A 23,966-nucleotide genomic window follows, 5' to 3' on the forward strand; every position below is an offset into this window, starting at 1 on the left:
CAGGTCCGACAGGGAAGTAAAAAAGAAAATCGTGATCGCTCATAAGGAAAATGGATGTTTGACTACAAACTGCTTGCCGCTTTGTCCGCCGTTGTAGAACAGGCTGGTTTCGAACGCGCTGCGCAAGTTCTCGGGCTTTCTCAACCTGCTGTGTCACAGCGCATAAAATTGCTTGAGGCAAGGATTGGCCGACCGGTGCTCGTGCGCGCCACCCCGCCGGTGCCGACTGAAACTGGCCGGCGCTTGCTGTATCACGTTCAACAGGTGCTTCTGCTGGAGCGCGATCTACGTCAATACGTACCCACGCTGGATGAAGACGGCGCACCCGAGCGTTTGCGCTTGGCGATCAATGCCGACAGCCTGGCGACGTGGTGGGCAGCAGCGGTTGGACAATTCTGCTTCGAACAGCGAATCCTGCTGGACCTAGTGGTTGATGATCAGGCCGTAAGCCTCAAGCGCTTGCGCGCTGGCGAAGTCGCGGCCTGCGTCTGTGCGAACGAGCGTCCACTCAGTGGGGCTCGCAGTGAGTTGCTCGGTGCCATGCGCTATCGTGCAGTGGCCAGTCCAGGGTTCCGATTGCGCCACTTCACCGGTCCGGTCACCGCGCAGCAGATTGCCTGCAGCCCGGCTTTGGTGTTTGGTCCAGACGACTATCTTCAGCACCGCTACTTGGCCTCGCTGGGTTATGAAGGCGGCTTTCAGCATCACTACTGCCCGTCGTCGGAGGGCTTCATACGCATGGCCGAGGCGGGTGTCGGCTGGGGGCTCGTGCCTGAGTTGCAGATCCTCGAGCAACTGCGGGACGGACGCCTTCAAGAGCTCTTTGCCGATACGCCCATTGATGTGCCGCTGTACTGGCATTACTGGCGTAATAGCGGTGACGTGCTGAAGCGCATGACAGAGCATCTGCTCGCGTCTACACCGCGATGGTTGATCGTACCGCGCACTACGGCAGTACTGGCTCTAGGCGCTTCATTACCCTCGCCAGAGCGGCTTGGCGTACCCTTGAATCCACCCCGATGAATCTCTGACTCGGCCACTGTTTCTCGCTATCCGACGTCATGGCAAAACCTGAGGTGTTGCGAGAGACGGTGTGTGAGCACTGACCCAGTTAACACTACTGCACGCAGAGTGCGGTGATCTCCGATTTTCTCTTGAGCAATCCGGCACCGGCAGGCCTCTAAACCTTACGACGCCTTCACCTGCTCCGCCCATTGCGTCACAATCGTTTTCATCGGCCGGAGCACCTTCCCGGCCATTCACCGTATGCCAGAGACCGACCCATGCAGGATGCCCTCGCCCCAGACACGCCGAACGTCACATCCACGTCACCCCTCCTGGGCATCGACCTGGGCACCACCAACAGCCTTATTGCCATCTGGCAGGACGGCAAGGCGCAGTTGATCGCCAACGCCTTGGGTGAGGTGCTGACGCCCTCAGTGGTCAGCGTCGATGATGACGGCAGTATCCTGGTCGGCAAGGCTGCCCGTGCGCGGTTGACCACTCACCCAGACCGTACGGCTGCTGCGTTCAAGCGTTTCATGGGCAGTGACAAGCATTTCCAGCTGGGCGATCAGCGCTTCACCCCGGAAGAGCTGTCCGCGCTGGTGCTTGGGGCATTGAAGCAGGACGCCGAAGCGCATGTGGGTTGCAGCGTCAGCGAGGCGGTGATTTCGGTGCCGGCCTACTTCAGCGACGAGCAGCGTAAACGCACCGTGTTCGCCGCCGAGCTGGCCGGGCTCAAGGTGCAGCGCCTGATCAACGAACCGACCGCCGCTGCCATGGCCTACGGCCTGCACGAGCAGAAGTTCGAGCGCACACTGGTGTTCGACCTGGGCGGCGGCACCTTCGACGTGACCGTGCTGGAGTACGCCCTGCCGCTGATCGAGGTGCATGCCTCCACCGGCGACAACTACCTGGGCGGGGAGGATTTCACCGACGCCTTGCTGGCGGCCTGCCTGCGCGAGTGGGGGCTGACCCTCGAGACCCTGTCGCCACAGGTGCTGGCCAGCCTGCATGACGCCATCGAGCAGTTCAAGTGTCAGGCCGGTGAGGGCAGTCGCGTGCTGCACTGGAACGGTGATGGTCAGGCGCGTGAATGGCAGATCGACGACAGCACCTTGCAGAGTATCTGGGCGCCGTTGCTGGCGCGTGTGCGCACGCCGATCGAGCAGGCCCTGCGCGATGCCCGGTTAAGCCCGCGCGAGCTCGACAGCCTGGTACTGGTCGGTGGCGCCACGCGCATGCCGCAAGTGCAGCAACTGGTGGCCAAGCTGTTTGGCAAGCTGCCGTATCGGCACCTCGACCCGGATACCATCGTCGCCCTCGGCGCCGCCAGCCAGGCGGCCTGCAAGGCGCGCGACGCAGCCATCGACGAACTGATCCTCACCGATGTGTGCCCGTACACCCTGGGTGTGGCCTCGCAGCGCGGCGAAGATGCGCCGGGCGCGTTCTCGCCGATCATCGAGCGCAACACCATCATCCCCACTTCCAAGGTGCAGCGCTTCTACAGCGCTCATCCCGAGCAGAAGAGTGTGCGCATCGCGGTGTATCAGGGCGAACGGCCGTGGGTGCGTGACAACATTCTGGTCGACAGCTTCGACATCCCGTTGCAGCCGACCGGGCAAATCCAGTCGCTGGACGTGCGTTTCAGTTATGACATCAACGGCCTGCTGGAGGTGGACGTCACCTTCATCGAGACCGGACTCAAGCACAGCCACAGCATCGACCGCAGCCCCACCGGTCTGGATCCCGAAGCGCGTCAGGCCAGCCACGAACGCCTGTCTGGCCTGAAGATCCACCCGCGCGATACCTTGCCCAACCGCACCTTGCTGGCACGCCTGGAGCGCGCCTGGATGCAGGCGCTAGGTGATGAGCGGGAGTTGATCGGCAACTGGCTGGACACCTTCAACGGCGTCCTCGCCGGACAGCAGAGCAGCGAGATCAATCGCCAGCGCCAGGCGCTCAGCCAGGCGCTGGACGAACTGCGCTACTGACCGTTCAGCCGGCGCAGGGCGGCTTGCAGGCCGTCTTGCAACGGTTCGGACCGGCCCGGCGGCGGGCCGTACTGGTTAGGCAGCTTGTCGCCGGGAAGCGCCATGACAACCAGCGGCAGGAACGGTATCAGGCGGCTGAGTACCAATACCCCAATCATCAGCCACACGCCTTGGTCTAGGTCGCGCATTCTGCGCAGCAACGCGCTGATCAGCAGCAGCACGATCAGCACCCTGCCGGCATCGCCAAGCATGACCGGTATACCAACATCAGGGACGAAGCCCGGCGCCACCGCGCCGAAGATTACCGCGCCAAGCGTCAGCGCATAACCTTTGCGATCGAGCCGACTGCGCAGCTTCCACGCTTGCCAGGCTGGCGCCGCGGGCTGTTGCGCGCGGTTGCGCAGCATCCGTTCCGACCAGCTCAGAATGGCCATGATCGCGCAACGCAGCCCAGGGTTCTGGTGCTCGTCGTCCTTGGCCCTCTGCAGCGCGCGCAGCGCCCGGGTCGAGGGCGGCTGACCGCGGTTGATCAAACGATCGAGGGCCTCCACGACGCGTTTGAGCAGATCGCTGTCGAGCCCCAGTGCGTTGATGTCCTGTGCAGCCGGGGGCTTTGGCTTGCCTTCGATCAATCCTTTGCGGAAGCCGTCGAACCATCCGGCAACCACTCGCGCTCCCTGCAGTCGATCGAGCAGCTTGGCGCGCTGCTCGCTGTCCAGCGACAGATCGTGCAGCAGCACCGCACACAGCAGCGAATAGCCAAAGGGGTAGTCATTGATCAGCACGGTGTCCTGTTGCAGGCAGGCGTAAAGCTGCGCGGTACTGGGCAGGCGCGCCAGCTCCAGGGCGTTGCCGAAATGCAGCAGGCGCCCAGCGACCATTTCCTGCACTGGATCGCTGTGATCGAGCCATTGCAGCAGGCCCCCCTCGGCGTGGGCCTGGGCGCTGATCAGTTGTTGATGCAGGCCGTGGAACGGGTGCTCGGGTGGGTAGTGCAGGCGTTGCGAGACGTGGGCCGACACCAGCTCCATCCAGCGCGCTGGTTGATCGAGCATGGCCAGCATGAACAACTGCTGGCGGTGCCAGTCCCACAGCGCCTCACCGCCGGGCATTGGCGGCAGGACGATGCCGCGCTCGGCCAACTGCCCCTGCAAGGCCATGGCGAAGGGTACGGTGAACATCTGGCGCATCTGGAACTGGCGGTTCAGGCCCAGCAGCGCAGGCGCTGAATAGACCCGCATGCGCCGCAGCCATTCACGGCAGGCGGGATGCACCTCCAGGGTCAGCAGGCTACCTGGCAGATCGAGGCCGGCGTCGTCGCGGTCCGAATACTCGGTCAGGGTCGCGGCAACCTCGGACTGACACAGCCAGTGCAACTGCTGATTGGCCTGCCGCTGGAAGCCTTCGAGGATCAACGCATCCAGCGCGTCGTCGGTCGGCGTGGCACTGATGATCTGTTGCAGCAACCCGGCTTCGCCACGCTGCAAGGCCCAGGCCTGCCAGTAACGACGGTGCAGCAGGGCATCGTCCTGCTCGTCGAGCAGCCAGGCCAGCAACGGTAGCTCATCGTCGCCGTCCAGACGCCAGTCGATGAAGGTCGCGGCAATACCGCCCAGACCTTCGCGGGAGGCTTCCGACCAGCGCGCCAGCGTCTGCGGGTTCTGCGCCGGGATGCCCAGCAGAGGATCGCTGAGCTCGGTCGGCCAGGTGTCGGGCAACGGTTGCTGATCGAGCGACTGGATCAGCAACGGCAGCCATTGCGGCTGATGGCGGGCGCAGTATTCGAGCAGCCAGCGCTCGGCCTGGGGGTAGTCGTGTTCACGCAGCAGGCGCAAGTTGCACGTGAGTGCCTGCGTCTGGTCGCCGAGCAGTTCGGCCTGACGGCCGACCAGGTACAGCAGGTCCGGATCGTCCGGGCTGGCCTTTAGCTCTGCCTGCCAGTGCGCATGCACCGTCGGGCTGGCGATACCGGCCATGCTCAACTGCATGTACAGGCGTTCGATCAGGGTCGGGTCGTTGGGCATCGCCACGCAGGTGTGCTGTTCGACGAACTGCTCGAACTCGAACAACGGGCGACTCTGGAAGATGAATTCCAGGCTGCGGAAGTACCACAGGGCCTCCATCTGCAGCATCGGCGGCCAGTCGCGCATCAGTACGGTGTCGAACGGGTCGGGCACTTGCAGGCGTTGCAGCAGGGCCTCGACTTCCTGCGGGTTTTCCATGCGCAGCAACTGGTCGGCCCAGCCCAGGCGGGTGGCGAGCAGTCCCACGCAGCGGTGCGAAATCGGTCCGCAGTCACGCAGGCCGCCGAGTATCTGCCAACTGACATCGTCCAACTGCTCGAGCGGCAACTCGTCGAGCTCGTCGATCAGCGTTTGCCAGGCTTGCGGGTCGAAACGCAGGCTCGGCTCTTCGAGCAGGTGATGGAAGGCTTGCAGGGTCGGATGCAACGCGTCGGCGGTGGGGGTTGCATCGTCAACCGGCGCCTGCGTATCCAGCGCCTCGTGCTCGCGGGCCAGGCGCAAGGCTTCTTCGTAGGCGCTGCGCAGCGCCTGGAAACCTTCCGGATCGGTCTCGGGGTGGTGCGACGGCAACTGCGTGCGGTAGGCCAGGCGGATGGCGTCGAGGTCTTGGGTCGGTTCCAGACCCAGGCGAATCCAGCAGCTCATGACCAGCAGTCCTCTTCCAGAGAGTTGGGGCGGTAGGGCTCGGGCAGTGGCATGTCCCACGGTACGTCGGCCAGCAGTTGCTGAGCACTCAAGCGCAGATTGAGCGCGATGCAGCGGTTCCAGTGCTCATTGCCCTGGCGCTGCAGCTCGGCCGCCAGTTGCTCGTCGGGACAGTCGGAAGCATTCCACAGCGCCTTACCGAACAGGTAACCGGCGATGTAGCTGTCCCAGTGGTTGTAGTAATGCCGCGCACGCAAGGCCAGGCGATAGTGCAGCCACAGGCTTTCTTCGTAGGTGATCCAGGCTTTCTTCACGCCATTGCGCAGCAGAAAGCTCATGCGCCCCAGGTCCCAGGCGCGGGTGCCACCGGGGCCGCATTCGGGAAAGGTGCGCGCGGCGTACTGGTACTTGATGCGCTCGCGCAGCGGCAGCTCAGCCAGACGTCGCTGCCATTGCTGGGGCAGACAGCGCTGGAACTGCCAGTAGGCGTCGGCCAGTTCAAGGGCATGACCGTTGTCGGCCATGTTGAGGATATCGAGCAACTGAGCGCGATTGCTCAAACCCCACCAGCGCTCCAGGTCGGTCTTGTCTTCGCCTTCGTGGTAGTCGGCGGCGGTCAGGCTGGCACCGTTGAGGGCGGCCATGGGGGCGGACAGCAGGTGCAGCCAGTGCTGCGCGGATTCGTCCATGAGCGGGCTCCAGGCGAGCCTCAGGCTTGAGGCAGTGGAAAACAGGGATGGCGCCAGGCCAGCAGGGCCATGGCACCTGGGTCAGACCTTCGCAGGGCGACTTGGTGCCGCGGCCAGCCTGGTTTCAGCCGGTGATGGGCAGTACGTCACGTTCTTCCTCGCGCCAGGTCAGCACTTCGAAGCCACTCTCAGTGACCGCCACGGTGTGTTCCCACTGGGCTGAAAGTGCGCCATCGCGGGTGACCACGGTCCAGCCGTCACGCAGGGTGCGGGTGCCGCGCTTGCCCTGGTTGATCATCGGTTCGATGGTGAACACCATGCCGGGTTTCAAGCGCATGCCCATGCCGCGCTGGCCGTAGTGCAGCACCTGCGGCGCTTCATGCATCTGCTTGCCGATCCCGTGCCCGCAGTATTCGCGCACCACGCTGTAGCCAGCGGCTTCGGCATGGCTCTGGATGGCATGGCCGATATCGCCCAAGGTAGCGCCGGGGCGCACCTGCTCGATGCCTTTGCGCAGGGCCTCGTAGGTGGTCTCGACCAGGCGCCGTGCCTCGCCGCCGATAGTTCCGATGCAGTACATCTTCGATGAGTCGGCAATATAGCCGCCTTGTTCGAGGGTGATGTCGACATTGATGATCGAGCCTTCGAGCAGCACTTCATCGAGTTTGGGCATGCCGTGGCAGACCACGTTGTCCACTGACGTGTTGAGGGCATAGGGAAACCCGTACTGGCCCTTGCTGGCGGGGCGCGCCTTGAGCTGCTCGGTGATGAAGGCCTCGGCGCGGTCGTTGATCTGCAAGGTGGTGACACCTGGGCCAATGAAGGTGTCGAGGTCCGCGAACACCTGCGCCAGCAGGCGCCCGGCATGGCGCATCAGCGCCATCTGCGCGGCATCTTTGACGATCACGTTGCTCATTGCAGCAATTCCTTGAGGTTGGCCTGTTCCTGGCGCAGCAGTTGGCGCAGCAGTTGCTGATAGGTGCAGTCCGGATGCAGTTCAGCCAGCATGCCCAGGCGAATCCAGTGCTCGGCCTGGGCGTTGATCGAGCGTGACAGGGCGGTGCTCGCCACGCGAAGGTCCTGATGCAGTGCGTCGCAGATCTTGACGATGCCCATTGAAGTACTCCCTGATATATGAAGCGTATGCGAAGCATATCGTTTGGCACTCCTGCCGCGCCACTGTCGGTTGACTGGCCGCCGTTCCCATGAAGAAGCCTTCACCCAAGGAACTTCATGGCCGCAAGCAGCTCTCATGCCGGTAGCCATTGGTCATGACCGCCTGCTAAGCTCGCGGCTTTACCTGATTTGCCCCTCTGGCGCATGAACAAGGAATCAGCATGAAACAACATCGTCTGGCGGCTGCGGTTGCCCTGGTAGGTCTGGTGCTTGCAGGCTGCGACGCGAAGACCAGCGACGTCGAGCTCAAGACGCCTTCGCAGAAAGCCTCGTACGGCATCGGCCTGAACATGGGCAAGAGCCTGGCTCAGGAAGGCATGGACGACCTGGACTCCAAGGCCGTGGCCCTGGGTATCGAAGATGCGGTCGGCAAGAAAGATCAGCGCCTCAAGGACGAAGAGTTGGTAGAAGCGTTCACCGCCCTGCAAAAGCGCGCCGAAGAGCGTCTGGCCAAGGCCAGCGAAGAGGCCGCCAGCGCTGGCAAGAAATTCCTCGAAGAAAATGGCAAGAAGCAGGGTGTCGTCACCACCGCTTCCGGCCTGCAATACGAAGTCGTGAAAAAGGCCGATGGCCCGCAGCCCAAGCCGACTGACGTGGTCACTGTTCACTACGAAGGCAAACTCATCGACGGCAAAGTGTTCGACAGCTCGGTCGAGCGCGGTAGCCCCATCGATCTGCCGGTCAGCGGTGTGATCCCAGGCTGGGTCGAGGGCCTGCAACTGATGCACGTTGGCGAGAAGTACAAGCTGTACATTCCCGCCGAGCTGGCCTACGGCGCACAAAGCCCAAGCCCACAGATTCCGGCTAACTCGGTACTGGTGTTCGACCTCGAACTGCTCGGTATCAAGGACCCGGCTCAGGCTCAGGAGCAGGCGCCAGACTCGCCGAGCGCCGAACCCGCCGCTCCGGCTCAGTAAGTTCAGCGCTTCACCGCGAACGCCCCGTCTCGACGGGGCGTTCGCGTATCCGGCCCTGGCTGGCGCCCATGCCGGTACAACGAACCCTCAGCGTCAGGTACTGTCCCACGCAGTACGACCTTGGCAACGGCCGTAACGGTCGGTCGCAAAAGCTTTGCGCGGCTGAAATCACTGTGTAAAAAATACCCGATCTAAGCTCGGCCCTTGCCCTGTGGGCGCATCACACGCAAAACGCCCCCCTGTTCACAAGGTTATCCACAATAAATGTGGATAACCTTCCTGCCTAACGGAGGCATCATGAGCGCACCGTGGAATTTCGCCCGTTTCCTGCCTTTGGCTGAACGCCTGCTGAGTCGCGGGCGTTTGCCTGCCTTGCTCTTCGCAGTGGCGCGCAAAGGCCCCAAGCTTGGCAAGATGCGCGACGACCTGCGTTTGATGCAGTCGCTGTGTCTGGCCTGGTGGCGCGGCGAGTACCGCGCGATCAGCACCAAGGCACTGGTGACCATCGTCGCGGGCCTGTTGTATTTCGTCAGCCCCATCGACGCCATTCCCGATTGGATCCTGGGTGTCGGCTTTCTCGACGACATCGCCGTGCTCGGTTGGGTGATGAAAACCGTGGCCGATGAGCTGGCCCGCTTCAAGGCCTGGCGCGACAGCCAGAGTCCAGAGCGTCTGCGCAAGGTCGAGCGTCTCCCCGACAGCCCAGAAGCGCTGCGCCTGGAAAGATCTGCCCCTTGATTCACCTGCGCTGCACACATCCGCGTGCATGGACTTATACTTGCCAGCACGATCATGTCGATGGATTGCATGCTGTGATCCTGCCAAGAGGATGAAGCAATGGGTATTCAGGTCATCAGCCGGGACGGTCAGCCCGAGTACGCCGTCGTGCCCTGGGAGCAGTACCAGGCGTTGTTGAAGGCCGCAGGCCAGGCTCCGGCCAAGAGCGACGAGCACAGTGAGGAAGCGTCAGCGCTGGCGCCAGAGCAGGTGGCCTTGCCGGCCCTGAGCGAGTTGGCGCATCTGCGCGTGACCAAGGGCATTGCCCCCGAGGCGCTGGCGCGCAATGTCGGTATCAGCCCGGCCTATCTGGCAATGATAGAGTCCGGTGAGCGCGAGCCGGGTGATGCCATCCTGCGTGCCCTGGCCTGGCATCTGGGTGTTCCTGGCTGGAGTCAGCCGTCATGAGCCAGGTGCGGATCAGTCGTCAGCATTGGCACAGCCTGCTGGGCGAGCTCGATCTGGCCCGCCGGCAACGGCACTTGCTCACCTACCGCGCGTTGATCGAACGCCTGCAACTTCCCACCCCGGCCATGCAGACCCTGACCGCAGCGCTGGAGTACCTGGCGGTGCTCGACGCGCGGGCCGAGCAGCCACTGCGCAGTTCGCTGGTGATCAGCCAGGGCGCCAGTCGACTGCCGCGTACCGGCTTCTTTGCCTGCGTCGAGCGTCTAGGCCGTTTCAGCGGCCCGGTCGATGGGCTGGAGGCGGCCTCCTGGCATGCCTCCGAGGTGGTGCGGGTGTTCGAGTACAGCTACCCCGAGGAACGCTCAGCGGACTGTTGATCTTCAGCACGAAGCAAAAGGGCCGAACGTCTTCACGTTCGGCCCTTTTTTGCCTGCAGCGTCAGCGTTTGGCGCCACTGAGGCTGAGGTAGTCGAGCAGGATGCGCCCGGTCTCTGCCAGGTAGGCATCGTCCTCGGGCTTGGTGTCATCCGGCTCGGTCGGCAGCGCGTCCTCGTCCTCTTTCTTCAGCTCTTTGAGCGGCTCCTCACCCTTGGCCTTGCGACGAACGTTTTCCAGGGCCAGTTGCTTGGCGTCGATCTCGTCGTGACGGGTGCGGCGTTCCTGCTCATTGAGGCTGACGGTCTTCTCGTTCATGAGCTTTTGCGTCAGCGCCAGCCGATCGCGGATGTAGGCGAACTCGGGGTCTTTCTCGCTGCGCGCTTCATGCCGCGCCTTCAGTTGCGCAAGGTACGGCTTGAACGGATCGGCCGCAGGCCGCACCACCGGGCGGATGGTGTCCCACGGCATGGCCTCGGGCAGCGCGCTTTCACCGATTTCCTTGGTGTCGATGATCGACGGGTAATCGATGTCCGGCAGCACGCCCTGGTGCTGGGTGCTCTGCCCAGAAACCCGATAGAACTTGGCCAGGGTCAGCTTCAGTTCGCCGTGGTTGAGCGGCTGGATGGTCTGCACCGTGCCCTTGCCGAAGGTTTGCCCACCGATGATCAGCGCGCGGTGATAGTCCTGCATGGCGCCGGCGAAAATTTCCGAAGCAGAGGCAGAAAGGCGGTTCACCAACAGCGTCAGCGGACCTTTGTAGAACGCCCCGGGATTTTCATCTTCAAGCACGTCGACGCGGCCGTCGCTGTTACGCACCAGCACGGTCGGGCCCTTGTCGATGAAAAGGCTGGTCAGCTCGGTGGCTTCCTGAAGCGAGCCACCGCCGTTGTTGCGCAGGTCGATGACCACGCCGTCGACTTTTTCCTTCTGCAACTCGGTGAGCAGCTTCTTCACGTCGCGCGTGGTGCTCTTGTAGTCAGGATCACCCGCGCGGTAGGCCTTGAAGTCGAGGTAGAACGCTGGAATCTCGATGATCCCCAGCTTGTAGTCGCGGCCATCCTGCTTGAGCTTGAGCACCGACTTCTTCGCTGCCTGCTCTTCGAGCTTGACCGCTTCGCGGGTGATGGAAACGATCTTGCTGGTCTGATCGTTCGGCGCGTTGTTGGCCGGAATCACCTCCAGACGGACCACCGAGCCTTTCGGACCGCGGATCAGCTTGACCACTTCATCCAGGCGCCAGCCGACCACATCGACCATTTCCTTGTTGCCCTGGGCGACGCCGATGATCTTGTCGGCAGGTGCGACCTGTTTGGTCTTGGCGGCAGGACCTGCCGGGACCAGGCGGACGATCTTGACCTGATCGTTGTCGCTTTGCAGCACCGCGCCGATGCCTTCCAGCGACAGGCTCATGTTGATGTCGAAGTTTTCCGCGTTGTCGGGTGACAGGTAGTTGGTGTGCGGATCGTAGGACTGGGCGAAGGTATTGATGTAGGCCTGGAAGATGTCCTCGGCGCGGGTCTGGTCGAGACGCGCGAGCTGGTTCTTGTAGCGCTTGGTCAGGGTTTCCTGAATCTGCTTCAAGTCCTTGCCGGCGATCTTCTGGCGCAGCACTTCATCCTTGACCCGTTTGCGCCACAGGTCATCGAGCTCGGCGTCGTTCTTCAGCCACGGTGCGTCCTTGCGGTCGACCAGCAAGGTTTCGTGGGTGGTGAAGTCGATCTTGTCGACGCCCTTGTTCAACTCGGCCAGCGCGAAGTCGAGACGTGCCTTGACCCGATTCAGGTAGCGTTTGTAGATGGTGAAGCCGGGGTCGAGGTTGCCGCTCTTGAGGAAATCGTCGAACTGCGTCTTCCACTTGTCGAACTCGGCGATGTCGGCCGCAGTGAAATAGCTGCGCGAGGGATCGAGCAACTTGATGTAGCTGTCGTAGATGATGACCGAGCGTGCATCGTTGAGCGGCGGCTTGCTGTAGTGATGCCGCTTGAGCAACTCGACCACGTTGAGGCTGGCGACCACCTCGTCGCGGTCCGGTTGCAGAGAGTCCCACTTGTTGGCAGCCGAGGCAGTACTGCCCAGCGCAAGGGTACCCAGGCCAACGACCAGGGCGAGTGCGGTGCGGGGCAGGAAGTGCTTCATGCTGATTCGACGTGGGTGCAATTGATCACGCATAGTAGGCCGTCTTTTCCGTTCACCGGTTCCATCGAGCCGGTCTGAAACTGCAAAAAGCCCGGGCATGGTTTCCCGGGCTCAGTCATGAATCAACTATGGAGGCACTGTGAAGGCATTGCAAGGCGTTGACGGACATGTAGCCTGGGTCGACGCACCGCGTCTGGCCTGTGATGCGGGGCAGGTACGCATTCGCGTGGCGGCCGCCGGACTCAACCGCGCCGACCTCATGCAGCGCGCCGGCCTCTATCCGCCGCCAGCGGGTGCCAGCCCTTATCTGGGCCTGGAATGCTCGGGAGTGATCGAGGAAGTCGGTGCCGGTTGCGACTGGCGCGTCGGTGACCGCGTCTGCGCGCTGCTGGCCGGCGGTGGGGTCGCTGAAGAGGTGGTAGTGGATGCGCGTCACGTGCTGCCAGTGCCCGATGGCCTGAGCCTGCACGAAGCGGCTGCGGTGCCGGAGGTTTACGCCACGGCCTGGCTGAACATCTTCCAGCTCGCCGGCCTGCAGGCGGGCGAGAAGGTGTTGGTGCATGCCGGCGCCAGTGGTGTGGGTTCGGCTGCCATTCAATTGTGCAAGGCGTTCGGCAACCCGGTATGGGTCAGCGTCGGCTCGCAGGAGAGACTCGCTCATTGCCAGGCGCTGGGTGCCAGCGGTGGGGTGGTGCGTAACGACAACTTGGCTGAGTTGGAGCAACTGGGGCCATTCGATGTGGTACTCGACCCAGTCGGTGCGGGCTACGTCGAGCTCAATCTAAGCCTGCTGGCCCGCGATGGGCGCTGGGTCATCATCGGTCTGATGAGCGGGCGCAAAGCGGAAATCGATCTGGCCCAGGTGCTGAGCAAGCGTCTGCAGATCACCGGCTCGACCCTGCGCAATCGCAGCGATGAGTTCAAGGCGCAGTTGCTCAGCGACCTGCGTCAGCACATCTGGCCGTTGTTCGGCGAAGGCCGGCTCAGTGCGCAGTTGGTCGATACCTATCCGGTGGCATTCGCCGAGGCGGCCTATGCCGAGCTTGCGAGCAACCAGGTGTCGGGCAAGCTGGTGCTGGTGGTCGACCCGAGCCTGAGCTGATCACTCTGCGCAGACCCCGCCCGGCAGCCTGCCGGGTGGGGTTCGACCCCCATCATTTCCACTCGAGAATCGGCCAGCCATTGCGCTCGGCATGTTCGCGCAGTACGGCATCTGGGTTCACCACCCGTGGGTTGTCGACCCGCAGCAGCAGTGGAAGGTCGTTGCGCGAGTCGGAATAGAAGCTGGCGCCCTCGAGATTTTCCTGCTCCTGATCGAGCCATTCCAGCAGTCGGGTGACCTTGCCATCGCGGTAGGTAAGCGTCCCGCGGGTGTTGCCGGTGTACACGCCGTGGGCGGTTTCCAGGTCGATGGCCAGGTATTGCTCGACCCCAAGGCGCGCCGCGATCGGCCCGACCAGATGCGCGCTCGAAGCGGAAATGATCAGCACCCGGTCGCCAGCCTGGCGGTGCTCGGCGATGCAGCGGCAGGCATCGCCGAAGATGATCGGCTCGATGACATCTTCCACCCACGGCTCCACCAGATGATCGACTTCCTCCAGCGTACGCCCTGCGATCGGCTCCAGGCTGAAGGCCATATACTCCTCCATACGCAGGTGGCCTTTGCCGTAGGCCTGCATCAGCTCGGCGTCGCGGCGCAGGAACGACTCGCCGTCGACCCAGCCCAGCCGCGCCATCTGCGCGCACCAGAGCGATGAGCAGTCGCCGTGAATCAGGGTTTCGTCCAGATCGAAGATTGCCAGTGCCATGTTGCTGAAACTCCTAAGCCACTTCCCGTAGCGCTGTTGGATCGATCGCCAAGGATACCCGCTTGCCCGCCTCATGCAGATCGGCCGGCGAGCGGTTGAGCACATCCACCACCAGCTCGATCCCGCGCACCTCGACCCGGTAGCGGATCACGTTGCCTAGCAGGCTGTGGCTGCGGATCACCGCATCCAGCTCGCCATCAAGGCCCAGGCTGATGGCTTCGGGGCGAATCGCCAGGCGCTGGCTGACCGGCTGTTGCAGCAGACGGCTGGCGCTGTCGGCGTCGAGCAGGTTGTAGTTGCCGATAAAGCCTGCGGCGAACAGATCGACCGGGGCGGTGTACAGGGTTTCGGCATCGCCGCTTTGCACGATACGCCCCTGGTTCATCAGGAAGATGCGGTCGGACAGGGTCAGCGCCTCTTCCTGATCGTGGGTGACGAAGATCGTGGTCAGGCCCAGTTCACGCTGGATCGCGCGGATCTGTTCGCGCAGGTGCTTGCGAATGCGCGCATCCAGCGCCGACAGCGGCTCATCGAGCAGCAGCAGGCGGGGCCGGGTCACCAGCGAGCGGGCCAGGGCCACGCGCTGACACTGGCCACCGGACAACTGGTGCGGATAGCGCTCGGCGAACGCCCCCAGTTCGACCAGCGCCAATGCTTCCTGAACCCGCTGGCGACTCTGCTCGGCCGGCACTTTCTGCATGCGCAGGCCGAAGGCGACGTTTTGCTGCACGGTCATGTTGGGGAACAGCGCGTAGCTCTGGAACACCATGCCGATGCCGCGCTTCTGCGGGCTCAACGGCACCAGGTCGTGGCCATCGAGCAGGATCTGCCCACCATCGACCGGTGTCAGCCCGGCAATGCAGCGCAGCAGGGTCGACTTGCCACAGCCGGAGGGGCCGAGCAGGGTGACGAATTCGCCGCGGGCGATCTGGCAGTCGATGTTTTCGAACACCGTGCTGCTGGCGTAGCGCTTGCGCAGGTTCTTTACGCTGACGTAGCTCATTTCAGGTCTTGTCCTTATTCAGGCGATTGGCGACCCAGGTCAGTACCAGCACGAAGGTGAAGTACGAGATCACCAGTGCGCTGTTGAAGTGGCCACTGCTGTTACGCATGTTGTTCAGGTACACCTGCAGGGTCTCGTAGCGGGTGCCGACCAGCAGGTTGGCGAAGACGAATTCGCCGAACAGGAACGAGAACGACAGCAGCAGCGCCACCATCAGCCCCTTGCGCAGGTTCGGCAGCACCACCTGCAGCGCGGCCTGCCAGGGGCTGGCGCCAAGCAGCTGGGCCGCGTCCATCAGGTCGCGCAGGTTGATCGCCTGCAGGTTGTTGGTGATCGCCCGGTACATGAATGGCAAGGCGACGGTGAAGTAGCAGCCGATCAGAATCCACGGCGTGCCGACCATGGCCAGCGGCCCGCTGCCATACAGTTGCAACAGGCCCACCGACGACACCACCGGCGGCACTGCGAACGGCAGCAAAATGAGAATGTTCATCAGCGCATCCAGGCGCGGGAAGTGGTAGTGCACCACGAACAGCAGCGGCAGGATCAGCACCACCGACAGCAGCAGCGCGCCGACGCACACCAGCAGCGACTGGCCGAACGCAGCAAGAAAGCGCGGCTCGCTCCACAGCGCCACGTACCACTTCAAGGTCAGGCCGCTGGGCAGCAGGCTTGCCGACCAACTGGTCGACAACGAGTAGAGCAGGGTGCCGGCCAGTGGCAGCAGCAGAATGACGAACAGCAGGTATACCACCAGACGGTGGTACCAGCCGCCCTTGCCGGGTTCAGCGCGCATGGTAGCTCCTTCGCAACAGCCATTGATGAACCACCGTGACCACGGTCATCAGCCCCACCAGCACCATCGCCAGGGCACTGGCCAGGTTCGGGTCGAGGCTGATATCGCCCGCCACCAGGCCGGCGATGCGAATCGGCAGGACGTTGAAGTTCCCGGTAGTCAGGGCGTAGACCGTGGCATAGGCCCCCAGCGCATTGGCCAGCAGAATGACGAACGTACCCAGCAGCGCCGGGGTCAGCACCGGCAGGCCGATGTACCGCCAGACGTGCCAGCCGTTTGCGCCGAGCAGGGCAGCCGATTCGCGCCAGTCTTCGCGCAGGGCATCGAAGGCCGGGTACAGCAGCAACACCCCGAGGGGGATCTGGAAGTAGGTGTACACCAGAATCAGCCCGCTCTTGGAATAGATGCTGAAATCACCGAGCAGGCCCATCTGCTTGAGCAGCAGCGTCAGCGCGCCATTGAAGCCGAGCAGGATGATGAAGGCGAAGGCCAGCGGCACACCGGAGAAGTTGCTGGTCATGTTGGCGAAGGCGCTGACGAAATCGCGCAGGCGCGAGTCGACCTGACGCAGCGAGTAGGCACCGATGATGGCGATGACGATGCCGAACAGGCTCGACCAGAAGCTGATTTCCAGGCTGCGCTGCAGCGCTTGCAGATAGAACTTCGAGCTGAATACCTTGATGAAATTGTCCAGCCCCCAGCCAGCCTCGCTTTGCAGGCTGTTGACCGCCACCCACGCCAGCGGGGCGATCTGGAACACCAGGAAGAACAGCGCAAAGGGCAACAGACACAGCAGTGCCAGGTAGCGCCCACGCGGTTGCGCGCTCATTTGAGCAGCTCCCGGCATACGCTCTTGTCGTGCGCTGCGCCGAGCAGCTCGCAAATGGTGCCGCACAGTTGCGTCTGCAAGGGCTTGGCGTTGAGGTCGAGGCTGAAGCCTTCGCCGAACACGAACAGTGGCACCTCGCGTTCTTCGGCGAGCAGGCCATTGTGCGAGCGGTCGTTGTTCATGCCGTGGTCTGCGGTGACCAGCACCTGGTAACCCTCTTCGAGCCAGCGCGGCAGGTAGTCGGCCAGCAGAATGTCGAGGCTGCGTGCAGCGTTGCGGTACTGGCTGCTGTCCAGGCCATGGTGATGGCCGGCATCGTCGATGCTCATCGGGTGCACCAGGAGGAAGTTTGGCGCATGCCGGCGGCGCAGGTATTCGGCGTCGGCCAGCAGGTGGGAATCGGGGTAATGGTCGGCATAGTAGAACAGGCCGTGCTGGATCGGCAGCTTCGGCGCATGGGTGTGGCGGTCACGCTGGGGGTCGAAGGGCGAGCGGTTGTACAGCTCGCTCATCCAGTGGTAGGCCGCCGCCGCAGTGCCAAGGCCGGCTTCGCGAGCGTAGTGGAAGACGCTGCGCTGGTTGGACAGGCGGTTGACGTTGTTGTGCACGATGCCACTGTCGATGGGCGCCGTGCCGGTGAGGATGCATTCGTACAACGGCCGCGACAGCGACGGCAATTCGCATTCCACGCGGTACAGGGCGGCGCGCTCGGCTTCGACGTAGGCATGCAGATGCCCCATGGCGTGCCGGGCCACGTGGAAGTTGAGGCCGTCGAGCAAGACCAGGATGACGTTATGTTTCATTCGGGGGCTCCGAACCGGGAAGAGGTGGGGGCGCCAGGCGCCCCCGGTCGAGCGGGGGGGTTATTCCATTTCCAAGATGACCTGCTCTTGCCACTTGCGCGGCAGCTCTTTGGAGGTGCTCTCCCAGGCGTCGGCGTTCTTGATCGGCTGAGCCGGCGCGTACTGCTCGTTGGGCAGCAGCTTGGCCTGGACCTCGGCGGGCAGTTTGAGGTGCTCGGCGCGGATCGGTCGGGCGTGGCCGTTGGCCAGGTTGATCTGCCCGGCATCGCTGAAGATGTATTCGCGGGTCAGCTTGGCGGCGTTGGGGTGCTTGGCGTACTTGTTGATCAGCGTGGTGTAGCCGGAGGTGATCGAGCCGTCGGACGGAATCAGCACTTCGAAGCGCTTCGGATCGATCTGCTCGCGGTAGCTCAGGCCGTTGAAGTCCCACACCACGCCCACTTCAACCTCGCCTTTTTCCAGGGTCTGGATGGTCGGGTTGGCCAGCGACAGGCGTTTTTGCTGGGCCAGTTTGGTGAACAGTTCCAGGCCCGGCTGGACGTTGCTCTCGTCACCCTTGTAGGCGATGGCGGCAGCCAGGACGCCGTTGGCGGCCTGGGCGGCGGTGCCGACGTCGCCGATGGCGACCTTGTACTTGCCGCGCTCCAGGTCATGCCAGGTCTTGGGCCGGTCTTCTTCCTTGACCAGATCCTTGTTGATGATGAAAGCGATGGTGCCGGTGTAGGCCAGGGCCCAGTGACCGTCCTGATCCTTGGCCCAGGTCGGGATCTGCTCCCAGGTGCTCGGCTTGTACGGTTGGGTGACGCCCTTGGCCAGTGCGATGGGGCCGAAGGCGGCGCCAACGTCGCCGATGTCGGCGCTGGCGTTGTCTTTCTCGGCTTCGAACTTGGCGATTTCCTGGGCCGAGCTCATATCGGTGTCGCTGTGCTTGAGGCCGTACTTCTGCGTCAGGTCGTTCCAGGTGCCTTTCCAGTTGGCCCAGGCATCGGGCATGCCCACGCTGTTGATGACGCCTTCCTTGCGGGCCGCGTCCTCCAGGGTTTTCAAATCAGTGTCAGCGGCCATCGCCGAAGTACACAGGGCGATGCTTGCGCCCAGCAGTGAGGCCATGAAGAACTGTTTCATCCGAAGCTCCTTTATAGGGATGCCGTGCATTCGATTGGGTAAAGGAAAGCGTGCTTGCGAACAGGTTGGTCTAGGTCAGCAACTCCCGAGCCAAGGTAGGCCGGTTGCGTGACAATTTGATGTAGCCGGCGGGGGCGGTGGTATCGATCGCTACCCTGGAAATACAGCGTAGACCAAGCGGCGCGGAGCACTGAGCGGCTCAGCGGGGTTGCAGGCGGTGACTGCAACGAGGGTTGTCACAGCTTGGTCATCGCCGCTGCTTAGGCTGCTGGCTTGAGCCGGTGCCCTGTTCAGGTGCGTTGGACTAGTCCAGAAAGGTAACTTGTGATGCAGTCAACGCCACCGCGCGCAGTAACAGCCATCTGCCATGCCTTGCAGGAGCAGATCGAACACGGTCTGCTGGCGCCCGGCCACAGGTTGCCTGGCGAGCGTCACCTCAGTGAAGTCTTTGCCACCACCCGCATCACCTTGCGTGAGGCCTTGGTGCAGCTCGAGGCCATGGGCCTGATCTACCGTGAAGAGCGCCGCGGCTGGTTCGTTTCGCCGGCGCGGTTGACCTACGACCTGATCGAGCGTAGCCATTTTCACGCGATGGTTTGCGCACAGGGACGCAGCCCTGCCACGCAACTGCTGTCGGCCGGTCTGCAGCCGGCATCGGCGCTGATCTGCGCGCACCTGCAACTGCCGGCGCTGTCGAGCGTCGTGCGCATCTGCCGTGTACGGCGCATCGATGGACGCGCGGTGCTGTACGCCGAGCATTACCTCAACCCGCAGTATTTTCCCGGCATCCTGCAACTTGACCTGAGCCAGTCACTGACTCGGCTATACGCCAGCGAATACGGCATCTTCTACGGCCAGGTCGGCTTCGAAATCCTTCCCACGGCCTTGCCCGCCGCAGCCGCCAGCGCCTTGCGCGTGTCCAGTGGCAGCGCCGGGCTGCACGTGCTGCGCAGCAACAGCGATCAGCACGGGCGGCTGATCGATTGTGACCTGGAGTACTGGCGTCACGATGCGATTCGCATCTGTGCTGAAGTCAATCCGTCGCGGCTGCCGGCATCGGCTCGGACGGCTTGCCGCCCCCCGCCGTGACCACTTGCACCGACAGGCGCGGCGTGGCGAGGTCGAGGCCTTGCTCGTCGAGTTGGCGCTTGAGCGCCAGGTTGAAGGCCCGCGACACCTCCCACTGCTTGATCGGTGCAGTCTTGAAGCGCGCGCGCAGAACGGCGGCGCCCGACTCGAAACTCTCCACGCCCTGGAATTCCAGCGGCGACCAGATGTTGCGGCGCATCAGCGGATCGTTGCGCATCTTCTGCCCGACGTCGCGGATCAGCGTCATACCGGTGTCGATGTTCATGTTGTGCGGAATGGCGATGCGGAAAATCGCGTAACCGAACTCGCGTGAGTAGTTCTTGATGCTCTTGATCTCGCTGAACGGAATGGTATGCACGATGCCGTCGATGTCGCGCAGGCGCACGGTGCGGATGGTCAAGCCTTCGACCGTGCCGAGGTGGCCGCCGACATCCACGTAGTCGTCGATCGCCAGCGAGTCCTCGATGATGATGAACAGACCGGTGATCAGGTCGGCCACCAGCGACTGTGCACCGAAACCGATTGCCAGACCGATGACACCGGCACCGGCAAGCAGCGGGGTGACGTTCATGCCCATGTTCGCCAGCGCGACGATCAGCGCGATGATGGCGATGGCGACGAACAGCACGTTGCGGATCAGCGGCATCATCGTCTGCGCGCGGGCGTTGGCCATGCCCCTGCGCGAGCGCACCAGCGCGTGGTGCACGGCGGTATCGGCAAGAATCCACACCAGCCAGGCGACGATCAAGGTGCTGATCAGGCCCAGCAGGCGCATGCTGATGTCGTGGCCATCGCCCTCGGCGAAGCGAATCATCGACAGCCCCCAGACGCGCAAGCCCAGCTCGATGAACAGCAGCCAGATGAACAGGTGCGCCAGGGCGTAGCCAAAATTCTGCAGGCGTTCGGTGTAGGCCGCCTGACGCCGTGTCGTCAGTGCAGTTCTGGCCGCATGGCGACGCACCAGCCCGTTGAGCACCATGCATACCACCACCAGCACGGTGCACATCAGTGACTGACGCAGAGCGGTACTGGTGTCGCCGGCCGAAACGAACGTGGCGAACAGCGAAATCGCCACCAGCACCAGCGCCGGCAAATACCAGAAACTGCCGAGCACTTCGATGGTGTCGCTCAGCGTGCGTCGGGTCAGGCGCCGGGACAGTGGCTGGTTGCGGATCAGGTGCGCGATCGGACGGCGGAAACGCAGGATGAACAGCCCGGTGCACAGCGCTGCGAGGACGTTGGCCACGGTGGCGATGGAATGGGCCAGGTGCACGCCCAGGGCGCTGGTCAGGCGTGGATCGCTCATGGCCTCGCCAAATGCGGCGAAGCTGCCGATCAGCCACAGCGGATTGAACGCGCGATGACGCAGAATGTGCAGCGCGCGGTGGCGGTGCGGGCCGTCGAGCAGAGAGAAGGCGATCACGCAGATCGCCGAGAAGCAGGTGCCCACCACCAGTGCATAGGCCAGTACCATCGCCAGCGATTTGCCCAGCGAAGGCGGCAGGACGAAGCTCAGGTACACCGTGAAGATCAGCGCCACCAGCCAAGGGCCGAGCTTGCGCAGGGCGAAGCGCACCAGGTCCCAGGTGCGCGGATGCTGCGGCAGTTCTTCGCTCAGGCCAAAGCGCAGGCGCACACGATGGCTGATCCAGTTGAAGGCGAAGGCCAGCAGGCTCCACACCGCGATCACTGCAGCGAAGCCGAACAGAATGGCCGGCCACTGCTGTATCGGTACGACGCGGTCGATCAGCTCGGCTTTGGCTTGGTGAAATTCATCGGCCCAGCGCACGAAGGGGCTGGAGTCGCCGCTGAACTGCTCTTCGAAATCGTGCAGCGCGCCAGAGATCAGCCCCAGCACACCCTGCTCGACGCTGGGTTGCGACTGACGCGAGGCATCGCGCAGTTTTTTCAGGTCAGCCAGCAGTTTGGCCCGTTGCTGGTCGTTCTCAAGGTTCTTGATCACCTCGTCGAGGGACTTGCCCAGCGGCTCGCTGGCCTCGGGTTGCTGCGGGGTACTGCTTGAACCCAGCAGGCCAGGCAGGCCGGCCGCCTGGGCCGGAACAACGAACAGCAACAGCAGCAGAGTCAGGCAACGCAGAAGAGCTGGCACTGGAAAAACGACCTCAGGATGAACGACTGCCCGAGTGTAGAGATTTTTCAGGCCAGTTTCTCGAGGATCTTCCAGCAGGCGGTGCCGAACACCGCGATGGTGCCGATCCACATCATCAGTACACCGCTGTTGCGCTCGCGCAGACTGAAGCCAAGTGTCAGCAGCAGCAGGCCGGCGACGATGGGCAGGAGGTGAAGCATGAATGGAGACATCGACAACTTCCTTGTGTGAAACGTCCTTGGAATCAAGCCGGCGCCTTCATACGCCAGCCGCGCGGGTAGATCAGAACGGGGCAGGGCACTCGAAACGCAGCCGCTCGCCGCTGCGCGGATGGGTGAAACTGAGCATGCTGGCGTGCAGGCACAGCCGCTCGTGGGCGGCCAGTGCTTCTGGATTCGCGTACAGGCGGTCGCCCAGCAGCGGGTGGCCGATGGAGAGCATATGGACACGCAGTTGATGCGAGCGACCGGTGATCGGCGTCAGCTCTACCCGACAGTGATCGCCGCAGCGCTCGAGGATGCGCCAGAAGGTCAGGGCATGCTTGCCTTGCTCGTGGTCGACCACGTGGCGTGGCTTGGTCGGCGGGTCGTATCGCAATGGCAGGTCGATGCTGCCACTGTCCAGGGTCGGTTGCCCCCAGCACAGCGCGGTGTAGGCCTTTTCGGTTTCGCGATCATGGAACTGCCGGGACAGTTCGCGGTGGCTGTCGGCGTCTCGCGCCAGCAGGATGATGCCGGAAGTCTCCCAGTCCAGTCGGTGCACGATCAGCGCGTCAGGATAGCCATTTTCCTGCAGGCGGGTGATCAGGCAGTCCTTGTTGTCATCGGCACGACCCGGCACCGACAGCAGCAACGTGGGCTTGTTGATCACCAGGATGGCGGCGTCCTGGTGAAGGATCTGGACATTCGACAGCGGCATTGCAAAGTCTCGGCAGAGGCCGGCTGCAGGAGCCGGCGGGCGCGAACGAAAAAGAGCGGCACCACGCCACTCCGACAGCTCGTCACTATACCTGCTCGCGCGCCACAGTCGGCACTCGCTTCAGGAAGGTGGGCTGCGGAGCGGCGCGGTGCCGCTCTTCAAGGGCCGATCAACGATCAGGCAGGGTGATGTTCAGTTCCAGAATCGAGCAACTGCCCTGATTCTCCAGAGCGACCTGCACATCATCGTTGCCGATGTTGACGTATTTGCGGATCACTTCCAGCAGCTCTTGCTGCATGGCAGGCAAGTAATCCGGGGTGCTGCGCTGGCCACGCTCGTGCGCCACGATGATCTGTAGACGCTCTTTCGCTACCGACGCGCTGGCGGTTTTCTGTCTGCCACGAAAGAAGTCAAAAAGGTTCATGGTTTATTTGCCTCCGAACAGACGCGCGAAGAATCCTTGCTTCTGCGCTTCGATGAACCGCAGAGGCTTTTCTTTGCCCAGCAGACGGTCGACGGTATCGCTGTAGGCCTGGCCGGCATCGCTCTGGTCGTCGAGGATGACCGGATTGCCGCTGTTGGAAGCCTTGAGCACGGCCTGGGATTCGGGAATCACGCCCTTGAGCTTGATCGAGAGGATTTCCTCGACGTCGGCCACACTGAGCATTTCGCCCTTTTCCACGCGCTCGGGATGGTAGCGGGTGATCAGCAGGTGTTCCTTGATCGGGTCTTCGCCGTTTTCCGAGCGCCGCGACTTGCTTGAAAGCAGGCCCAGCATGCGGTCGGAGTCGCGTACCGAAGAGACTTCAGGGTTGGTCACCACGATGGCTTCGTCAGCGAAGTACATCGCCAGGTGGGCGCCCTTTTCGATGCCGGCAGGGGAGTCGCAGATCACGTAGTCGAAGGTTTCCTTCAACTCGTTGAGCACGCGCTCGACGCCTTCCTGGGTCAGGGCATCCTTGTCGCGGGTCTGACTCGCGGCGAGGATGAACAGGTTCTCAAGGCGTTTGTCCTTGATCAGTGCCTGTTGCAGGTTGGCTTCATTGTTGACCACGTTGACGAAGTCGTACACCACGCGGCGCTCGCAGCCCATGATCAGGTCGAGGTTACGCAGGCCGACGTCGAAGTCGACGATGACGGTCCTGTATCCACGCATCGCGAGGCCGGTACCGATGGCGGCGCTGGTGGTGGTCTTGCCCACACCCCCTTTGCCCGAAGTCACCACGATAATTTTGGACAAGGTCTCTCACCCCTAAATAAACGGGACAGGTGTCCCAGCAAATACAGAAAATGGCAACGATGAATAAGTTGCTATATAGAGTGTTCGTTGAAAATGCCG

The 23,966-nt window shown here is 63.0% G+C and carries 24 protein-coding genes; 8 read left to right on the forward strand and 16 right to left on the reverse strand.

Features of this window, described 5'->3' with window-relative positions; genetic code table 11:
- Positions 1-54: 54 nt before the first annotated feature.
- Both LK03_RS11295 and LK03_RS11300 read left to right on the forward strand, forming a co-directional pair.
- The gene (locus LK03_RS11295; protein ID WP_038412422.1) at positions 55-1,023 is read left to right on the forward strand and encodes a LysR family transcriptional regulator ArgP; all 969 of its coding nucleotides are present in this window, start codon (positions 55-57) and stop codon (positions 1,021-1,023) included.
- Between the two features lie 260 nt (positions 1,024-1,283).
- Positions 1,284-2,996: a molecular chaperone HscC gene (locus LK03_RS11300; RefSeq protein WP_049870474.1), complete on the forward strand. Its 1,713-nt coding sequence runs from the start codon at positions 1,284-1,286 to the stop codon at positions 2,994-2,996.
- On the opposite strand, the gene LK03_RS11305 is transcribed toward LK03_RS11300, so the two are convergent.
- The 4 genes from LK03_RS11305 to LK03_RS11320 all read right to left on the reverse strand — a co-directional run bounded on the left by LK03_RS11305 (position 2,990) and on the right by LK03_RS11320 (position 7,470).
- Positions 2,990-5,665, reverse strand: coding sequence for a DUF805 domain-containing protein (locus LK03_RS11305; RefSeq protein WP_038412423.1), 2,676 nt, complete (start codon positions 5,663-5,665; stop codon positions 2,990-2,992). The genes LK03_RS11300 and LK03_RS11305 overlap by 7 nt on opposite strands.
- Positions 5,662-6,354: a DUF1266 domain-containing protein gene (locus tag LK03_RS11310; RefSeq protein WP_038412425.1), complete on the reverse strand. Its 693-nt coding sequence runs from the start codon at positions 6,352-6,354 to the stop codon at positions 5,662-5,664. Before LK03_RS11310 ends, LK03_RS11305 begins: the two co-directional genes overlap by 4 nt.
- A 124-nt stretch (positions 6,355-6,478) precedes the next feature.
- Positions 6,479-7,270, reverse strand: coding sequence for a type I methionyl aminopeptidase (gene map, locus LK03_RS11315; protein WP_038412426.1), 792 nt, complete (start codon positions 7,268-7,270; stop codon positions 6,479-6,481).
- Positions 7,267-7,470: a ParD-like family protein gene (locus LK03_RS11320; RefSeq protein WP_038412427.1), complete on the reverse strand. Its 204-nt coding sequence runs from the start codon at positions 7,468-7,470 to the stop codon at positions 7,267-7,269. The genes map and LK03_RS11320 overlap by 4 nt, the downstream gene beginning before the upstream one ends.
- A 221-nt stretch (positions 7,471-7,691) precedes the next feature.
- Between LK03_RS11320 and LK03_RS11325 the strand changes: the two genes are divergently transcribed.
- The 4 genes from LK03_RS11325 to LK03_RS11340 all read left to right on the forward strand — a co-directional run bounded on the left by LK03_RS11325 (position 7,692) and on the right by LK03_RS11340 (position 10,009).
- Entirely contained in the window at positions 7,692-8,447 is a 756-nt protein-coding gene (locus LK03_RS11325) for an FKBP-type peptidyl-prolyl cis-trans isomerase (protein WP_038412429.1), read from the forward strand.
- A gap of 297 nt (positions 8,448-8,744) precedes the next feature.
- A complete protein-coding gene (locus tag LK03_RS11330; RefSeq protein ID WP_038412431.1) occupies positions 8,745-9,185 on the forward strand; it encodes a YkvA family protein in 441 nt (146 codons plus the stop codon).
- A gap of 99 nt (positions 9,186-9,284) precedes the next feature.
- A complete protein-coding gene (locus LK03_RS11335) occupies positions 9,285-9,632 on the forward strand; it encodes a helix-turn-helix domain-containing protein (RefSeq protein ID WP_038412432.1) in 348 nt (115 codons plus the stop codon).
- Positions 9,629-10,009, forward strand: coding sequence for a hypothetical protein (locus tag LK03_RS11340; protein ID WP_028696888.1), 381 nt, complete (start codon positions 9,629-9,631; stop codon positions 10,007-10,009). The genes LK03_RS11335 and LK03_RS11340 overlap by 4 nt, the downstream gene beginning before the upstream one ends.
- Before the next feature lie 61 nt (positions 10,010-10,070).
- Here the strand turns inward: LK03_RS11340 and LK03_RS11345 are convergent, their stop codons facing one another.
- Positions 10,071-12,146, reverse strand: coding sequence for a carboxy terminal-processing peptidase (locus LK03_RS11345; RefSeq protein WP_167334518.1), 2,076 nt, complete (start codon positions 12,144-12,146; stop codon positions 10,071-10,073).
- A 139-nt stretch (positions 12,147-12,285) separates the two neighbouring features.
- On the opposite strand from LK03_RS11345, the gene LK03_RS11350 reads away from it, so the two are divergent.
- Positions 12,286-13,248 carry an NAD(P)H-quinone oxidoreductase gene (locus LK03_RS11350; RefSeq protein ID WP_038412436.1) on the forward strand — a complete coding sequence of 321 codons (963 nt, stop codon included), beginning with the start codon at positions 12,286-12,288 and terminating at the stop codon, positions 13,246-13,248.
- Between the two features lie 52 nt (positions 13,249-13,300).
- On the opposite strand, the gene LK03_RS11355 is transcribed toward LK03_RS11350, so the two are convergent.
- From LK03_RS11355 to LK03_RS11380, 6 genes are read right to left on the reverse strand one after another with little or no spacing between them, the layout of a single operon-like run.
- Positions 13,301-13,954, reverse strand: a complete 654-nt coding sequence (locus tag LK03_RS11355; RefSeq protein WP_038412437.1) for an HAD family hydrolase — start codon at positions 13,952-13,954, stop codon at positions 13,301-13,303.
- Positions 13,955-13,967: 13 nt separating this feature from the next.
- Positions 13,968-14,957 (reverse strand): ABC transporter ATP-binding protein, encoded by a 990-nt coding sequence (locus tag LK03_RS11360; protein ID WP_038412438.1) that lies wholly within the window; start codon positions 14,955-14,957, stop codon positions 13,968-13,970.
- 1 nt (position 14,958) lies between these two features.
- Positions 14,959-15,753, reverse strand: a complete 795-nt coding sequence (locus LK03_RS11365; RefSeq protein WP_038412439.1) for an ABC transporter permease — start codon at positions 15,751-15,753, stop codon at positions 14,959-14,961.
- Entirely contained in the window at positions 15,743-16,582 is an 840-nt protein-coding gene (locus LK03_RS11370; protein ID WP_038412440.1) for an ABC transporter permease, read from the reverse strand. The genes LK03_RS11365 and LK03_RS11370 overlap by 11 nt, the downstream gene beginning before the upstream one ends.
- Positions 16,579-17,385 (reverse strand): alkaline phosphatase family protein, encoded by an 807-nt coding sequence (locus tag LK03_RS11375; RefSeq protein WP_038412441.1) that lies wholly within the window; start codon positions 17,383-17,385, stop codon positions 16,579-16,581. Before LK03_RS11375 ends, LK03_RS11370 begins: the two co-directional genes overlap by 4 nt.
- Positions 17,386-17,445: 60 nt before the next feature.
- Entirely contained in the window at positions 17,446-18,510 is a 1,065-nt protein-coding gene (locus LK03_RS11380; RefSeq protein WP_038412442.1) for an ABC transporter substrate-binding protein, read from the reverse strand.
- Positions 18,511-18,837: 327 nt separating this feature from the next.
- Here LK03_RS11380 and LK03_RS11385 point away from each other — a divergent pair, with 327 nt between their 5' ends.
- Entirely contained in the window at positions 18,838-19,599 is a 762-nt protein-coding gene (locus LK03_RS11385; RefSeq protein WP_049870475.1) for a UTRA domain-containing protein, read from the forward strand.
- Here LK03_RS11385 and LK03_RS11390 read toward each other — a convergent pair.
- The 5 genes from LK03_RS11390 to minD form a co-directional block, all read right to left on the reverse strand.
- Positions 19,544-21,709 (reverse strand): mechanosensitive ion channel domain-containing protein, encoded by a 2,166-nt coding sequence (locus LK03_RS11390; RefSeq protein ID WP_038412443.1) that lies wholly within the window; start codon positions 21,707-21,709, stop codon positions 19,544-19,546. The genes LK03_RS11385 and LK03_RS11390 overlap by 56 nt on opposite strands.
- A 47-nt stretch (positions 21,710-21,756) precedes the next feature.
- Positions 21,757-21,921 carry a hypothetical protein gene (locus tag LK03_RS22305; protein WP_167334494.1) on the reverse strand — a complete coding sequence of 55 codons (165 nt, stop codon included), beginning with the start codon at positions 21,919-21,921 and terminating at the stop codon, positions 21,757-21,759.
- 70 nt (positions 21,922-21,991) lie between these two features.
- The gene (locus tag LK03_RS11395; protein WP_038412444.1) at positions 21,992-22,627 is read right to left on the reverse strand and encodes an RluA family pseudouridine synthase; all 636 of its coding nucleotides are present in this window, start codon (positions 22,625-22,627) and stop codon (positions 21,992-21,994) included.
- Between the two features lie 169 nt (positions 22,628-22,796).
- A complete protein-coding gene (minE, locus tag LK03_RS11400) occupies positions 22,797-23,051 on the reverse strand; it encodes a cell division topological specificity factor MinE (protein WP_028696899.1) in 255 nt (84 codons plus the stop codon).
- Between the two features lie 3 nt (positions 23,052-23,054).
- Positions 23,055-23,867 carry a septum site-determining protein MinD gene (gene minD, locus LK03_RS11405; protein WP_038412445.1) on the reverse strand — a complete coding sequence of 271 codons (813 nt, stop codon included), beginning with the start codon at positions 23,865-23,867 and terminating at the stop codon, positions 23,055-23,057.
- Positions 23,868-23,966 lie beyond the last annotated feature (99 nt).

Source organism: Pseudomonas cremoricolorata, from assembly GCF_000759535.1.
Taxonomy (GTDB): domain Bacteria; phylum Pseudomonadota; class Gammaproteobacteria; order Pseudomonadales; family Pseudomonadaceae; genus Aquipseudomonas; species Aquipseudomonas cremoricolorata_A.